Origin of the sequence: Roseomonas gilardii subsp. gilardii (assembly GCF_023078375.1) — a bacterium.
GTDB lineage: Bacteria > Pseudomonadota > Alphaproteobacteria > Acetobacterales > Acetobacteraceae > Roseomonas > Roseomonas gilardii.
The window spans coordinates 1562056-1577199 of the sequence record NZ_CP095554.1; the positions used below are offsets into that span (position 1 = coordinate 1562056).

At 69.5% G+C, this 15144-nt stretch carries 11 protein-coding genes; 7 read left to right on the forward strand and 4 right to left on the reverse strand.

Annotation, left to right across the window (positions count from 1 at the left end; all coding sequences use genetic code 11):
- The first annotated feature begins 37 nt into the window (after positions 1-37).
- Together edd and zwf are read left to right on the forward strand one after the other, a co-directional pair.
- Entirely contained in the window at positions 38-1849 is a 1812-nt protein-coding gene (gene edd / locus MVG78_RS07075; RefSeq protein WP_247559433.1) for a phosphogluconate dehydratase, read from the forward strand.
- Between the two features lie 34 nt (positions 1850-1883).
- Entirely contained in the window at positions 1884-3347 is a 1464-nt protein-coding gene (zwf, locus tag MVG78_RS07080; RefSeq protein WP_247559434.1) for a glucose-6-phosphate dehydrogenase, read from the forward strand.
- A gap of 22 nt (positions 3348-3369) precedes the next feature.
- Here zwf and MVG78_RS07085 read toward each other — a convergent pair whose 3' ends face one another.
- Positions 3370-4062: a GntR family transcriptional regulator gene (locus MVG78_RS07085; RefSeq protein ID WP_247559436.1), complete on the reverse strand. Its 693-nt coding sequence runs from the start codon at positions 4060-4062 to the stop codon at positions 3370-3372.
- Positions 4063-4217: 155 nt separating this feature from the next.
- On the opposite strand from MVG78_RS07085, the gene MVG78_RS07090 reads away from it, so the two are divergent.
- From MVG78_RS07090 to MVG78_RS07100, 3 genes are all read left to right on the forward strand, one after another.
- On the forward strand, positions 4218-5060 hold the full coding sequence (locus tag MVG78_RS07090) for a fumarylacetoacetate hydrolase family protein (RefSeq protein ID WP_247559438.1): 843 nt from the start codon (positions 4218-4220) through the stop codon (positions 5058-5060).
- A 184-nt stretch (positions 5061-5244) separates the two neighbouring features.
- On the forward strand, positions 5245-6258 hold the full coding sequence (kdgT, locus tag MVG78_RS07095) for a 2-keto-3-deoxygluconate transporter (protein WP_247559440.1): 1014 nt from the start codon (positions 5245-5247) through the stop codon (positions 6256-6258).
- 121 nt (positions 6259-6379) lie between these two features.
- On the forward strand, positions 6380-7111 hold the full coding sequence (locus tag MVG78_RS07100) for an SDR family oxidoreductase (RefSeq protein WP_247559442.1): 732 nt from the start codon (positions 6380-6382) through the stop codon (positions 7109-7111).
- A gap of 379 nt (positions 7112-7490) precedes the next feature.
- Here MVG78_RS07100 and hrcA read toward each other — a convergent pair whose 3' ends face one another.
- The gene (hrcA, locus tag MVG78_RS07105) at positions 7491-8537 is read right to left on the reverse strand and encodes a heat-inducible transcriptional repressor HrcA (RefSeq protein ID WP_247559444.1); all 1047 of its coding nucleotides are present in this window, start codon (positions 8535-8537) and stop codon (positions 7491-7493) included.
- 539 nt (positions 8538-9076) lie between these two features.
- Here hrcA and aspT point away from each other — a divergent pair.
- Positions 9077-10768 carry an aspartate-alanine antiporter gene (gene aspT, locus MVG78_RS07110; RefSeq protein ID WP_247559446.1) on the forward strand — a complete coding sequence of 564 codons (1692 nt, stop codon included), beginning with the start codon at positions 9077-9079 and terminating at the stop codon, positions 10766-10768.
- A gap of 37 nt (positions 10769-10805) precedes the next feature.
- Entirely contained in the window at positions 10806-12506 is a 1701-nt protein-coding gene (locus MVG78_RS07115; protein ID WP_247559448.1) for a bifunctional aspartate transaminase/aspartate 4-decarboxylase, read from the forward strand.
- Between the two features lie 64 nt (positions 12507-12570).
- Here MVG78_RS07115 and MVG78_RS07120 read toward each other — a convergent pair whose 3' ends face one another.
- Positions 12571-14538, reverse strand: coding sequence for a putative bifunctional diguanylate cyclase/phosphodiesterase (locus MVG78_RS07120; RefSeq protein ID WP_247559450.1), 1968 nt, complete (start codon positions 14536-14538; stop codon positions 12571-12573).
- Complete coding sequence (locus MVG78_RS07125) at positions 14531-15121, reverse strand: heme NO-binding domain-containing protein (protein WP_247559452.1); 591 nt, start codon at positions 15119-15121, stop codon at positions 14531-14533. Before MVG78_RS07125 ends, MVG78_RS07120 begins: the two co-directional genes overlap by 8 nt.
- Positions 15122-15144 lie beyond the last annotated feature (23 nt).

Here is a 15144-nt window from a genome sequence, read left to right on the forward strand (position 1 = left end):
CTCAGGTTGCGGGCGGGGTTCCGATGGGTTGAGAACAATGTCGTTGCAGGCCAGGGTCGGCGAAGTCACCGAACGCATCGTGGAGCGCAGCCGCCCGGCGCGCGCCCGCTATCTCGAACGGATCGGGGCCGCCGCGGCGAAGGCTCCGCGCAAGGCCCTCGGCTGCGCCAACCAGGCGCATGCCTTCGCCGCCTGCGGCGCAGGCGACAAGGAGCGCCTCTACGGCAGCGACGCGCCCAATCTCGGCATCGTCACCGCCTATAACGACATGCTCTCGGCCCACCAGCCCTATGAGCGCTTCCCGGAGCTGATCCGTGAGACGGCGCGCGCGGCGGGGGCGACGGCGCAGGTCGCGGGCGGCGTGCCCGCCATGTGCGACGGCGTCACGCAGGGCGAGGCGGGGATGGAGCTCTCGCTCTTCTCGCGCGACGTCATCGCGCTCGCCACCGCCGTCGCGCTGTCGCACCAGACCTTCGATGCCGCCGTCTATCTCGGCATCTGCGACAAGATCGTGCCGGGGCTGGTGATCGGCGCGCTGTCCTTCGGCCATCTGCCGGGCGTCTTCATCCCCGCCGGGCCGATGACCTCCGGCCTGCCGAACGAGGAGAAGACGCGCATCCGCCAGCTCTTCGCCGAGGGCAAGGTGGGGCGCGAGGCGCTGCTGGAGGCGGAGACGCGGTCCTATCACGGCCCGGGCACCTGCACCTTCTACGGCACCGCCAACACCAACCAGATGCTCATGGAGATCATGGGCCTGCATTTGCCGGGGGCCAGCTTCGTCAACCCCGGCACCACGCTGCGCGACGCGCTGACGAAGGAGGCCGTGCGCCGGGCGCTGGCCATCACCGCCTCGGGCAACGCGTTCATGCCGGTCGGCCGCATCCTGGATGAGCGCGCCTTCGTCAACGGCATGGTCGGGCTGCATGCGACGGGCGGCTCCACCAACCACACCATCCATCTCGTCGCCATGGCGGCCGCTGCCGGGATCTCCCTGCGCTGGGACGATTTCGCCGATCTCGCCGAGGTGACCCCTCTGCTTTGCCGTGTCTATCCCAGCGGCAAGGCGGATGTGAACCAGTTCCACGCCGCCGGCGGCATGGGCTTCGTGATCCGCGAGCTGCTCGATGCCGGGCTGCTGCACGAGGATGTGAACACCGTCTGGGGCACCGGCCTGCGCGGCTATGTCGCCGATCCGGGCGTGGCGGAGGATGGCACGCTCACCTGGCGCGAGGTGCCGGCGGAAAGCGCCGATCCGAAGATCATCAGCAAGGCGACGGCGCCCTTCCAGCCGACCGGTGGCCTGCGCGTGCTGGAAGGGGATCTCGGCCGCGCCGTGATCAAGACCTCCGCCGTGGCGGAGGAGCGGCATGTCATCGAGGCCCCCGCCCGCGTCTTCCACGACCAGTCCGAGTTGCAGGCGGCCTTCAAGAAGGGCGAGCTGAACGGCGATGTCGTCGCCGTGGTGCGGTTCCAGGGCCCCAAGGCCAACGGGATGCCGGAGCTGCACAAGCTGATGCCGCCGCTGGGCGTGCTGCAGGATCGTGGCCACCGCGTCGCCCTCGTCACCGACGGGCGCCTGTCCGGCGCTTCCGGCAAGGTACCCGCCGCGATCCATGTCACGCCCGAGGCCGCGGAGGGCGGCGACATCGCCAAGGTGCGCGACGGCGACATCATCCGCGTCGATGCCGTGGCCGGGCGCATCGAGGTGAAGGTGGCGCCGGAGGAATGGGCCGCCCGCGGCCATGCCGGGGCCGATCTCTCGCATTACCACAGCGGCACCGGGCGCGAGCTCTTCACCGCCTTTCGCGCCAGCGTCGGTTCCGCCGAGACCGGCGCCAGCGTCTTCTGACCGTCACCGCCAGGAAAGAACCCAAGAGACCGTGATGGCCAAGATCGTTCCCGTCCCGCAGTTCGACTATGTCGTGTTCGGCGCCACCGGCGACCTGACGATGCGCAAGCTGTTGCCCTCGCTCTACCACCGCTTCCGGGACCGGCAGTTCGACGACCGCTGCCGCATCGTCGCCGCCGCGCGCAGCGAGGTCTCCGACGATGGCTACCGCGCCCGTGCCGAGGAAGGGCTGCGGCAGTTCGTGAAGGCGGATTTCGACGCCGCCACGGTGCAGGACTTCCTGCGCCTGCTCGTCTACAGCCGCGTGGACGGCGCCGGCGAGGATGGCTGGCCCGCGCTGATGGAACGGCTGGATGAGCGCCCCGATGTCGTCCGGCCCTACTACCTCGCCACCTCGCCCGATCTCTATGGCCCGATCTGCCGCAACATCGAATCCCATGGCGGCCTGACACCGAAATCGCGCGTGGTGCTGGAGAAGCCGATCGGCCGCGACCTCGCCTCGGCGAAGGCGATCAACGATGCGGTCGGCGCGGTGGTGCCGGAGGCGCAGCTCTTCCGCATCGACCACTATCTCGGCAAGGAGACGGTACAGAACCTGCTGGCGCTGCGCTTCGCCAACACCATCTTCGAACGGCTCTGGAACGCGGACATGATCGACCATGTCCAGATCACCGTGGCCGAGACGGTGGGCGTGGAGGGGCGCGGCGGCTACTACGACAAATCCGGTGCCATGCGCGACATGCTGCAGAACCACATCCTGCAGCTTCTCTGCCTGCTCGCCATGGAAAGCCCCGTCTCGCTCGACGCCGATGCGGTGCGCGACGAGAAGCTGAAGGTGCTGCGCGCCCTGCGCCCGCTGCTGCCGTCGGAATTCGGCGGGACCATCGTGCGCGGCCAGTACACGGCGGGCGCGGTGAACGGCCAGCCCGTCGCCGGCTACCTCGCCGATCTCGGCGACGGCGCCAGCACCACCGAGACCTTCATCGCCATGAAGGCCTATGTGAACACCTGGCGCTGGGCCAATGTCCCCTTCTATCTCCGCACCGGCAAGCGCCTGCCGCAGAAGGTCTCGGAGATCGTCATCCAGTTCCGCAGCCCGCCCTTCACCATCTTCCCCGGCGAAGCGGGCAACCTGGAGCCCAACCGCCTGCTGATCCGCCTGCAGCCGGAGGAGGGGATGCGGCTGGAGATGATGACCAAGGAGCCCGGGCCGGGCGGCCTGCACCTGCGTCCCACCGGCCTCGACATCTCCTTCGAGAAAGCCTTCAACAGCCGCTATCCGGATGCCTATGAGCGGCTGCTGATGGATGTGGTGCGCGGCAACGCCACGCTCTTCATGCGCCGCGACGAGGTCGAGGCTGCCTGGAACTGGGTCGAGCCCCTGCTGGAAAGCTGGGAAGACAAGCCCGAGACCCCGCGCCCCTATGCCGCCGGAAGCTGGGGCCCCACCGCCGCCATCGCCCTGATCGAGCGCGACGGCCGCACCTGGTACGAGTGAGGCGGGTGGGGCGGGAGCGGGCTCACCCCGGCTCCTGCCGGTCGAAGAACAGCCGGACCGCATCCGCCGTCCGCTGGTAGTGCTCCCGCAGGGCCGCCACCGCCTCCTCCGCCCGCCGGCCGAGCGTGGCGTCGAGGATCTCCCGGTGCTCGCGCACCACATCGCGCTGCACGCCGGGGATGCTGACCGACATGCGGCGGTAGCGTTCCGCCCGCGCCAGCAGCGCCCCGCACAGGCCGGTCAGGATGGGCGAGCCGCAGGCGGAGAGCAGGCTGGCATGGAAGGCGGCGTGCTTCTCCTCCCAGTCGTCCCGCAGCGCGGAGGGGATGTCGTCGCGCTCGCGCGGCAGGCGGGACATCAGGTGATGCGCCGCCAGCACGCGGCTTTCCCATTCCGCATCCCCATGCAGGATCGACAGCCGCAGCGCCTCGCCCTCCAGGAGCTGCCGGTTGCGCACGATGTCCATCATCTCGGCCGCGGAAACCGGCGCCACCCGGAAGCCCCGGTGGTTGTCGGACTGCGTGTATCCTTCCGCCGTCAGCCGGACCAGCGCCTCCCGCACCGGGGACACGCTGGTGCCGCAGAGCGCCTGCAACTCGGCGAAGCGGAGCCGCTGCCCCGGCGGCAGCGATCCGCGGCGGATCGCGTCCAGGATGGTGGCATAGGCATCGCCCGCCAGCGTGCGCGTCTCCACCCGTTCCTTCACCTGCTGCACGCCGGACCCGCTCCCTGATTTTCGAAAATCCACACTATATTCGAAGACTATTGACATGGCGCATGATCGGGGGGAAGCCTGCGCCCAGGTTCCAGACTCAGAAAAGGCGGCCCTCACGCCCGGCCGGAGCCCGCCTTGCTCAGGGAGACAACGTCTTGAAGCTCGTTCGTTTCGGTTCCCCCGGCGCCGAGAAGCCCGGCCTCGTCGATGCCGAGGGCCGCATCCGCGACCTTTCCGCCGTGGTGCCCGACATCGCCGGCCCGGTCCTGTCCCGCGACGGCCTCGCCCGCCTGCGCGGCCTCCGGCCGACGGACCTGCCCCTGGCCCCCGAGGGCGCCCGCCTCGGCGCCTGCGTCGCCGGCACCGGCAACTTCATCGCGGTCGGGCTGAACTACGCGGACCATGCGGCCGAGAGCGGCATGGCGGTGCCCACCGAGCCCGTCCTCTTCAACAAGGCCCCCTCCTGCATCGTCGGCCCGGACGATACCGTCCTGCTGCCGCCCGGTTCCACGAAATCCGACTGGGAGGTGGAACTCGCCGTGGTGATCGGCGAGCGCGCCTCCTATGTCTCCGAGGCCGAAGCGCTGGACTATGTCGCCGGCTACTGCGTCTGCAACGACGTGTCGGAGCGCGAATACCAGCTTGAGCGCGGCGGCCAGTGGACCAAGGGCAAGGGCTGCCCGACCTTCGGCCCGCTCGGCCCCTGGCTGGTGACGAAGGACGAGATCGCCGATCCCCAGGACCTGCGCATGACCCTCTCCGTGAATGAGGAGACGGTGCAGGACGGCTCCACCCGCACCATGGTCTTCCAGGTGCCCTTCCTGGTCTCCTACATCTCGCGCTTCATGATGCTGCTGCCGGGGGATGTCATCACAACCGGCACCCCGCCCGGCGTGGGCATGGGCATGAAACCGCCCCGCTATCTCCGCGACGGCGACACGATGCGCGTGGAGATCCAGGGCCTCGGCGTGCAGCGGCAGCGCGTCTCGGCCGGCTGAACCGCCCCTCCCAGGCCGGCCCGGCCGGTCCGGACATCCCGGGTGCGCCCGTCCGGCGCCCCGGCCCCTGTCACCCGACAACCCCGGCCACCGGCCCAGAGAAGGGCGGGGCCGAGGGGCGGGGGGTCGAGGCCCGCGGGCCAGGGACCCTCGCCCCGCAACCCGGAAGCGTGAGGGTACGTCCATGAGAATCAAGGATACGATCGACCGGCTGCCCGGCGGGCTGATGCTGGTGCCGCTGCTGCTCGGCGCGCTGTGCAAGACCTTCGCCCCCGGTGCGCCGATCTACTTCAAGGGCTTCACCCAGGGGATCATGACGGGCGTGATCCCGATCCTGGCCGTGTGGTTCTTCTGCATGGGTGCCTCGATCAAGCTTTCCGCCACCGGCACGGTGCTGCGGAAATCCGGCACCCTCGTCCTCACCAAGCTGATCGCCGCCTGGATCATCACCCTCGTCGCCTCGATGTTCATCCCGGTCGAGGGCATCCAGACCGGCTTCTTCGCCGGCCTCTCCATCCTGGCCATCGTCTGCGCCATGGATATGACGAATGGTGGCCTCTACGCCTCGCTCATGCAGAGCTACGGCACGAAGGAGGAAGCGGGCGCCTTCGTCCTCACCTCCATCGAATCCGGGCCGCTGATGAGCATGATCATCCTCGGCGCCTCCGGGGCCGCGCATTTCGAGCCGCAGGTCTTTGTCGGCGCCGTGCTGCCCTTCCTGGTCGGCTTCGCCCTCGGCAACCTCGACCCCAAGCTGCGCGCCTTCTTCGCGCCCGGCGGCCAGTTGATGATCCCCTTCTTCGCCTTCTCGCTGGGCAATACGATCGACCTGAACACGCTGCTCTCGCCGCTGGCGGGCCTCGGCGTGGTGCTCGCCCTGGCGGTCATCGTGCTCACCGGCATCCCGCTGATCCTGGCCGACCGGATCATCGGCAAGGGCACCGGCACGGCCGGCATCGCCGCCTCCTCCACCGCCGGTGCCGCCGCGGCCAACCCGCTGGCCATCGCCGCCGTCGCGCCGCAGTTCATGCCGGTGGCCCAGACCGCCACGGTGCTGGTGGCGATCTGCATCATCGTCACCTCCCTCGTGGTGCCGGTCCTCACCGGCCTCTGGTACCGGCAGTTCGGCCAGGGCATGGCGGAGAAGGCACGGGCGGACGATCCGATGCCCGGGCTGCACATGCATCCGGCGGACTGAACGCGGCCACCCTTCGCACCGGCATGGCCTTCCGTGGGGCCATGCCATGAAAGAGACGGGAGCCCGTTCCACCCCAGGGGAGGCGGGCGGGCTCCGGAAGCACCCGAGCGGGAGACGACACATGACACTCAGCCTGGATGGCAAGACCGCCGTGATCACCGGCGCGGCACAGGGCATCGGCCGCGCCACGGCGGAACTCTTCGCCCGCGCGGGCGCGAAGGTCGTCGCCACCGACGTCAATGCGGCGAAGCTGGAGGAACTGGAAGGCCCCGGCATCGAGCGGCGCGCCCTGAACGTGCTCGACGATGCCGCCGTGCGCCAGGCCATGGCCGAGATCGGACGCGTGGACGTGCTGTTCAACTGCGCCGGCATCGTGCATGGCGGCACGATCCTGGAGATGCCGGACGCGGATCTCGACTTCGCCTTCGACCTGAACGTGAAGGCCCTGGTCCGCACCAGCCGCGCCGTGCTGCCCGGCATGCTGGAGCGTGGCGACGGCTGCATCATCAATATGTCCTCGGTGGCCTCCAGCGTGAAGGGCGTGCCCAACCGCTTCGCCTACCAGACCACCAAGGCCGCCGTGGTCGGCCTCACCAAGTCCATCGCCGCCGACTATGTGACGCGCGGCATCCGCTGCAACGCCATCTGCCCCGGCACGGTGGAAAGCCCCTCGCTGCAACAGCGCCTCGCCACCGGCGGCGACTACGAGGGCGCCCGCGCCGCCTTCATCGCCCGCCAGCCGATCGGCCGCAACGGCCAGCCGGAGGAGATCGCCGACCTCGCTCTCTATCTGGCCACCGCCACCTACACCACCGGCCAGATCCACGTCATCGATGGCGGCTGGACGATGTAGGATCGGCGGGACGTCACTTCGGGCGTTGCGCTTCCCGGGGGAAAGGCGCCGCCTTTCGCCCCGGACCCCCTATCCGCCAGGACCCTGCGGGCCCTGGACCCGGTTCGTTGGTGTTTGTTGCGGCTGGATCGCGCCGGAGAGCAATGCTCTCCGGCGACTGCCGGTGCCGCCAGCGCGGAAATGGTGATTTTCTTTTCGGGAGCCCCACTGATCCACCTGCTCCCAGGGATCGGTCCGCAGGCTGACGGTTACCGCCAGCGCCAACGAAAGCCCGGGGTCCGGGGACCGGCTTCGGTCCCCGGCGGAGTGGGGGACGGAGGGCGAGGCGGAGCCTTGCCCCGGGGGGGCGGACACAGGCGCACTCCCGGCCGGATCCCTCTCAGCCCAGCAGGCGCCCGATCACCCCGGCGGTGTAGTCCACCACCGGGATGATCCGGCGGTAGTTGATCCGTGTCGGCCCGACCACGCCGACCGCGCCGACGATGCGCTCCTGCGCGTTGCGGAAGGGTGCCACGATCATCGAGACGCCGGAGGCATCGAAGAGCCCGCTTTCCGCGCCGATGAAGATCTGCACGCCCTCGCCACGTTGCACCAGCTCCAGCAGGCGCAGCATGGTCTCCTGCGCCTCCAACTGGTCGAACAGCGCCTGGATTTCCCCGATCTTCTGCGTCTGGTCCAGGTTCTCCAGCAGCCGCGACTGGCCGCGCAGGATCAGCGCTCCGCCGCCGCCGCCGGACCAGATGCCGAGGCCGGATTCCACCACCTGGGCCGTCAACTCGTCGAGCGCGCTGCGGTTCGCCGCGATCTCGCGGCTCACCTCGTCACGCGTCTCGTCCAGCGTGCGGCCGTTGAGCCGGTGGTTCAGGTAGTTGGTCGCCTGGGTGAGGGAGCCGGTGGGCAATCCGGCCGGCACCTCGATCACCCGGTTCTCCACCTGCCCGTTCTCGCTCACCAGGATCACCAGCGCCCGGCCGGGGCCCAGCGCCACGAACTCGATATGCCGCACCGGGCTGTTGGTCTTCGGCGCCACGACCAGGCCCGCCGCGCCGGCCAGGCCGGACAGCATCCGCCCCGCCTCGCCCAGCGTGTCGTGCAGCGAGCGCCCGGAGGCCGCGCAGCGCGCGGTGATGGCCTCCCGCTCCTGCTCGGTCAGCTGGCCGAATTCCAGCAGCCCGTCCACGAAGAGGCGCAGCCCCCGCTCGGTCGGCAGGCGCCCGGCGCTGGTATGCGGGGCGAAGAGCAGGCCGGCTTCCTCCAGATCCGCCATCACGTTGCGGATGGTGGCCGGGGAAAGGGCATGCGGCAGGCGGCGCGACAGGGTGCGCGAGCCCACCGGCTCCCCGGTCTCCACGTAGAGTTCCACGATCTGGCGCAGGATCGTGGCCCCGCGGCCATCCAGCGCCTTTTCGAGATTGCTCGAGATCATGCCTTCCTGGTCCCGATAGGCTCGGCTCGCGGTGGACATGTCCCAACAAGCAGCAAGAAGTGTTCCAGCACGGAGGGAAGGTAGGTTTGCCCTCCCGCCGGGTCAATCGCTGCCTCCATCTGCCTGGACTGCGGGAGGCGCCATCCCGGCTCCCCAGAATTTGACCTGAGGCCGGAACGAACCTTCCCTGCCTTCTCCGTGCCGGCAAGCTACTGATTTTCCTCTGGAAAAATCGGGATCGCCGATGCCGGCGGGGGCCAGGGCCACTGGTTCCGGACCCCGCCTTGCCCCGGACACCGGGAGGTGAGTTGGCGGTTGCCGGGACGCCTTCATGATCCCACGGCCATCGTGCGGGAGGGGCTCGCGAAAGCCCGCCGCTGGACTCGTTCCGCCGTGGGGAGACGGCGCGGCGTGCTGCACCCCCGGCCAGCGTCCGCCCGGGCGCCGGCTCTTTCCATGGCCGGAAGGGACCAGTCCCGGGGTCGACCCTGGGGGGCATCCTGCCCTGAGGCCAGATCCAGGCCAGGAGCCCCGCGCCGATGTGGACATGGTTCGTCGAAACGCTCCGGACCTATCCGGAGATCGCGGTCTTCCTTTCCCTGGCGATCGGCTACTACGTCGGGGCCTTCAGCATCCGCGGCATCGGGCTGGGTGCCGTCACCGCGACGCTGCTCGCCGCGATCCTGATCGGACAGCTCGGCATCACGGTTTCGGCCAATGTGAAGTCCATCTTCTTCCTGATGTTCCTCTTCGCCATCGGCTATGGCGTCGGGCCGCAGTTCGTCCGCGGCATCGCCAGGGATGGGGTGCCGCAGGCGGTCTTCTCGGCCGTGCTCTGCCTCCTCTGCCTGGGAGCCTCCTGGCTCGCCGCCCGCATCGCCGGCTACGATCTGGGCTTCTCGGCGGGGCTTTTCGCCGGGTCCCAGACCATCTCCGCCTCGCTCGGCCTTGCCACGGACGCGGTGAACCGGCTGGGCCTGCCGCCGGAACAGGCCAGGCCACTGCTGGACGCCATGCCGGTCGCCTATGCCGTCACCTACATCTACGGCACCATCGGCTCCGCCCTGATCCTGTCGATGCTGGGGCCGAAGCTGCTGGGCTTCGACCTGGAGGCCGCCTGCAAGGCCTACGAGGCCCGCATGGGCGGCAAGCCGGAGCCGGGCGGAGAGGGGAGCGCCTGGCACCACTACGTGCTCCGCGCCTACCGGCTGGAGCCGGGGATGCGCGTGGTCGGACGGACCGCCGCGGAGGCCGAGGCCAGCTATCCCCAGGCCCGCCTCTTCGTGGAACGCCTGCGCCGGGACGGGAAGATCCTGGAGGCCAAGGCGGACACGGTGCTGCAGGCGGGCGATGTCGTCGCCGTTTCCGGCCCGCGCGACGTGTTGGTGGACCTTCTGAACAACAAGGCCACGGAGGTCGATGACCCGGATCTGCTGAGCGTCCCGATGGAGGGCGTCGATGTCCTCGTCACGCAGAAGGCCGTGGACAACAAGACCCTGGCGGAGCTGAGCCACCAGCCCGCGGCGCATGGCGTCTTCCTGCGCCGCATCCGCCGTGGCGCCACCGGCACCGAGATCCCCATCCTGCCCGCCACGCGCATCCATCGCGGCGATGTCCTGACACTGATCGGCCGGACCCAGGAGATCTCGGCCTCCGCCCAGGCCCTGGGCCATGCCGACCATCGCACCAACACGGCCGACGTCGCCTTCATCGGCGCCGCCATCGCCCTCGGCACGCTGGCCGGCGCCCTGGTCTGGCGCGTCGGCGCCGTACCGCTCACCCTCTCCACCGCCGGCGGCGCGCTGATCTCCGGCCTGTTCTTCGGCTGGCTCCGCTCCATCCATCCAACCTTCGGCCGCATCCCGCCCGCCACGGTCTGGTTCATGAACTCGGTCGGGCTGAACGTCTTCATCGCCGTGGTCGGGATCAGCGCCGGCCCCGGTTTCGTCGCCGGCGTGAGGGAGCTGGGGATCAGCCTCTTCCTCTGGGGCATCTTCGCCACCTCGGTGCCGCTGATCCTGGGGCTCTACATCGGCAAGTACGTCTTCCGCTTCGACGACGCGCTCATCCTCGGCTGCTGCGCCGGGGCGCGCACCACCACCGCCGCGCTCGGCATGATCACGGACCGCGCGAAGAGCCAGATCCCGGCCCTCGGCTACACCGTGACCTATGCCGTCGGGAACACGCTGCTGACCATCTGGGGCATGGTCATCATCATGCTGCTCGCCTGACGCCCTCCCATCCTTATCCTCCGTCCGGGGACATCCCATGGCCCAGATCGACTATGCCAGGCTCGCGCAGCTCAGCCCCTTCGAGCTGAAGGACACGCTGATCAGCCTCGCGTCCAGCCAGGCCAGCCGCACCATGCTCAATGCCGGGCGCGGCAACCCGAACTTCCTCGCCACCCTGCCGCGCCAGGCCTTCTTCGCCCTGGGCCGCTTCGCGGTGGAGGAATCGGAGATGTCCTTCTCCTACATGCCCGAGGGCGTGGGCGGCCTGCCACGCCAGGACGGCATCACCGCCCGCTTCGAGAGCTTCGTCGCCCGCCACCGCGACGATCCCGGCACCGCCTTCCTGCGCCGCGCCGTTTCCTATGTGCACGACCAGATCGGCCTGTCCGAGCCGGAATTCGTCCATGAGATCACCGGGGCCATCCTCGGCTGCGAATACCCCGTGCCCCCGCGCATGCTGAGGCTGACCGAGAAGGTGGTGCGCGAATACATCGTGAAGGAGATGGTGGGCGGCCTGCTGTCCTCCGCCGATGTCGATCTCTTCGCGGTGGAGGGCGGCACCGCCGCCATGACCTACATCTTCAACTCGCTCCGTGAGAACCGGCTGATCGCGCCCGGCGACAAGGTCGCCATCGGCATGCCGGTCTTCACCCCCTATATCGAGATCCCGGAACTCTCCGACTACCAGCTCGTCGAGGTGCCGGTGAATGCCGATCCTGAGATGGGCTGGCAATTCCCGCAGTCGGAGCTGGACAAGCTGGCCGATCCGGCGGTGAAGGTCTTCTTCGTCACCAATCCCAGCAACCCGCCCTCGGTGAAGATCGATGCGAAGGGGCTGGAAGCCATCGCCGCCATCGTCGCGGAGAAGCGGCCGGACCTGATCATCCTCACCGACGATGTTTATGGCACCTTCGCCGACGACTTCGAATCCCTCTTCGCCCGCTGCCCGCGCAACACGGCGCTGGTCTATTCCTTCTCCAAGTATTTCGGTGCCACCGGCTGGCGCCTCGGCGTCATCGCCATGCACCGCGACAACATGCTGGACCGCGCCCTGGCCTCCCTGCCGGAGAAGGACAAGAAGGCGCTCGACGAACGCTACCGCAGCCTCACCCCGGAGCCGCGCAAGCTCGCCTTCCTCGACCGGCTGGTGGCGGACAGCCGCAGCGTCGCGCTGAACCACACAGCGGGCCTCTCCACCCCGCAGCAGGTGCAGATGCTGCTCTTCTCCCTCTTCGCGCTGATGGACGGCAAGGACAGCTACAAGGCCGCGCTGAAGAAGGTCATCCGCAACCGCAAGAAGGCGCTGTACCGCGAACTCGGCGTGCCGATCGACGACGACGCCAATTCGGTGGACTACTACACGCTCATCGATCTGGAGAAGGTGACGCTCGGCCTCTATGGCCGCGACTTCGCCGACTGGGTGCGCGACACGCAGAACCCGACGGAGATCCTGTTCCGTGTCGCCGCCGAGACCGGCATCGTCCTGCTGCCGGGCAAGGGCTTCGGCGCGCCGCACCCCTCGGGCCGCGCCTCGCTCGCCAACCTGAACGAGTACCAGTACGCCGCCATCGGCCGGTCGCTGCGCGGCCTCGCGGCCGAGATGCACGAAACCTTCCTGAAATCCGGCGGACGGCGTGAAGCCGCCCCCCAGCCTTCTCGGATCGCCGGAACCCGGACATCCCAGGAGGAAGGCGGGAAGCAGGGAGCACGCCGAGGGGCCACCAGGACTTCCGGCTGACGCAGCCTCATGCCGGGCCGCGAAAGCCGGAGCTTCCGTGGCCCGCTGCCCTCGTGGCCCGCTATCAGACCTCGCCCGGCATGGCCGCCCGGCTGCACCCATGCGGCAGGGGGTGGCTTTCCCGCATCTCCCTCGCCCCCGTCGCCCGGAGCAGCCAGGGGATCGCCGCCGGGATCTCGCTGCCGGAGACCGGCCTGCTGTAGCGATAGCCCTGCGCGTGCTGCACGCCCATCGCCCGCAGCGCCTCTTCCTCGGCCCCTGTCTCGACGCCTTCCGCCACGAGTTCCAGCCCCAGGGTCTGTCCCAGGGCGCAGATCGTGCCGGTGATCGCCCGCTTGTCCGAAAGCGCGTCGATGCCGGTGACGAAGCTGCGGTCGATCTTCAGGATGTCCACCGGCAGCCGGCGCAGGTAGCCCAGCGAGGAATAGCCCGTTCCGAAATCGTCCAGCGCCACGCGGACCCCGAGAGCGCGCACCGCGTTCAGGCTGCCCAGCGCCAGATCCAGATCCTCGACCATCACCGTCTCGGTGACCTCGACCTTCAGGCAGGAGGCCGGCAGCCCATGCCGCCCCAGCGCCGCCGCGAGGTCGCGTGGCAAATGCGGGTCGGCGATCTGCGCCGCGGCGAGGTTCACGCCCATCGTCGCCCGCTCGTCCACCAGCCCCTGGCGGCGCCACTCGGCCAGCCGGTCCAGCGCCTGTTCCAGGATCCGCGCGCCGAGCGCGGCGATCAGCCCGGTCCGCTCGGCGACAGGGATGAACTCCGCCGGCGAGATGGCCGTGCCATCCTCCGTCCGCATCCGCGCCAGCGCCTCGAACCCGGCCAGGCTTCCATCGGAAAGGTGGATGAGCGGCTGGAAGAAGGCCTCCACCCGCCCATGGTCCAGCGCCTCGCGCAGCCGCACCTCGTCGGCCACGTCCTTCTCGCTCTGCCGCCGCTGCGCCGGGTCATAGACGGCGACCCGCTCGCGCCGCCCCTTGCGCGAATGGCGCAGCGCCGTCCAGGCGGCGGAAAGGATGGCATCCGCCTCATGCCCCGCCATGTCCCGCAGCGGCACCAGCCCGGCTCTCGGGGACAGCCAGCGCCGCTCGGCGCCGCCCAGGCGGAGCGGCTCCTCGCAGAGCCGGGCCAGGATCGCCTCCGCCAGCGTCAGCGTCTCCGGCACGCCGCCGGGCAGGATCACGCCCACGGACTTGCCGGGCAGCAGCGCCATGGGCGCGGCCAGCGGCAGGCACTGGGTGAGCCGCTGCAGCAGCAGGCGCAGGAATTCCCGCGTCTGCGCCGGCGCGAGAGCCTCGGCCAGTTGCGCCTGCCCGTCGAAGCCGAGCAGCACGAGAGAGGCGTCGTGCCCTTCCTCCTGCATCCCGGCCAGCCGGTCGAGCAGGAACTGCTCGTTGGGCTGGCCGGTGGCAGGATCGAGATGCCGGCGCAGGGTGATGTCCGTCTGGGTGCCGGCCAGCATCACCGGCTCGCCGCGCGCATCGCGGCGGCAGACGCCACGGCAGAGCATCCAGCGGGAGGCGCCATCGGCCGAGCGCATGCGGTACTCGGCCTCCACATGCGGCAGCAGCCCCTCCAGATGCCGGCGGATCGCATCGTGCAGCCCGGCCCGGTCGTGCTGGTGCACATGGTCGAACCAGACGGAAACCGGGTTGCCCTCGGCCGGCAGCCCGGTCAGCCCGCTGATGGCCAGCCAGCGCGCGGAAAGGGACAGTGTCTGCTGGGCGAGGTCCCAGACCCAGACGCCGTCATTGGAACCCTCGAGGATCAGGTTGAGCTGCGCGGTCCGCTGCGCCACCAGATGCTCCAGGTTCTCCTGGACCTCCCGCTGCGCGGCCAGGGCGCGGCGCACATTGTCCAGGAGGAAGTTGACCATCATGGACAGCTTCTGGACCGAGACTTCCCTCGACTCGCAGTTCACGTAGAGGTCGAAATTGCCGTCCACCGTGCAAGAAAGCTGGTCCGCGATATGGGAGACATCCGCCGCGAGGATTTCGGTCCCGCAGCCCTGTGCCCCCGGACGGTTATCCATGGGCCATGGCCGCCATGGGGGCCGCCATGGGAAAGGAAAGGCGGAAGGTGCAGCCGGCGCCGCCGTCGCGCCGCTGGCAGCGCAGGTTGGTCAGCGTCAGCATCTCCCCGAACTCCCGCGCCGCGCCATGCGCCAGGGCCCGGTAGAAATCGCAGAGCTGGCTCGCGGAGTGGTAGGAGACGATCAGGTCGCCATGCTCGCCATCCTCGATCCGGAACTTGTCCTTGACGCCCTGTCTTTCCTCCGGGCTGCGCAATCCGGCACCCAGGCTGACATGGATCGCGGCCTGGCGCCGCAGGAAGCCCCGCGCCCCGCCCGGCAGGGTGAAGAAGGCGGGGAACAGCACCTTCGCCCGCGCCAGGAAGGCCGTGGCATAGGCCTCGATCAGCATGGGGCGGTCCAGGCCCGTGGTCGCGGTGGCCGCGTCCAGCAGGCGCAGGAACTCGCCATCCGGGTAGTTGCGGTCGATCCGGAACTCGGTATCGGGTGGAAGCTCCGCCAGGGCGAGCGTGTCCCGCAGCAGGGCCTCTCCTCCCCTCTCATGCAGGAGGTCCACAAGGACGGATTGGATCAGGCCGATCAAGCACGCGTTCTCCCGCGGCGGCC

Coding starts and splice junctions, on each gene's coding strand:
- MVG78_RS07115 (WP_247559448.1), top strand. CDS start 10,806: ATGGCCCAGATCGACTATGCCAGGCTCGCGCAGCTCAGCCCCTTCGAG.
- MVG78_RS07100 (WP_247559442.1), top strand. CDS start 6,380: ATGACACTCAGCCTGGATGGCAAGACCGCCGTGATCACCGGCGCGGCA.
- edd (WP_247559433.1), top strand. CDS start 38: ATGTCGTTGCAGGCCAGGGTCGGCGAAGTCACCGAACGCATCGTGGAG.
- hrcA (WP_247559444.1), bottom strand. CDS start 8,537: ATGATCTCGAGCAATCTCGAAAAGGCGCTGGATGGCCGCGGGGCCACG.
- aspT (WP_247559446.1), top strand. CDS start 9,077: ATGTGGACATGGTTCGTCGAAACGCTCCGGACCTATCCGGAGATCGCG.
- zwf (WP_247559434.1), top strand. CDS start 1,884: ATGGCCAAGATCGTTCCCGTCCCGCAGTTCGACTATGTCGTGTTCGGC.
- kdgT (WP_247559440.1), top strand. CDS start 5,245: ATGAGAATCAAGGATACGATCGACCGGCTGCCCGGCGGGCTGATGCTG.
- MVG78_RS07120 (WP_247559450.1), bottom strand. CDS start 14,538: ATGGATAACCGTCCGGGGGCACAGGGCTGCGGGACCGAAATCCTCGCG.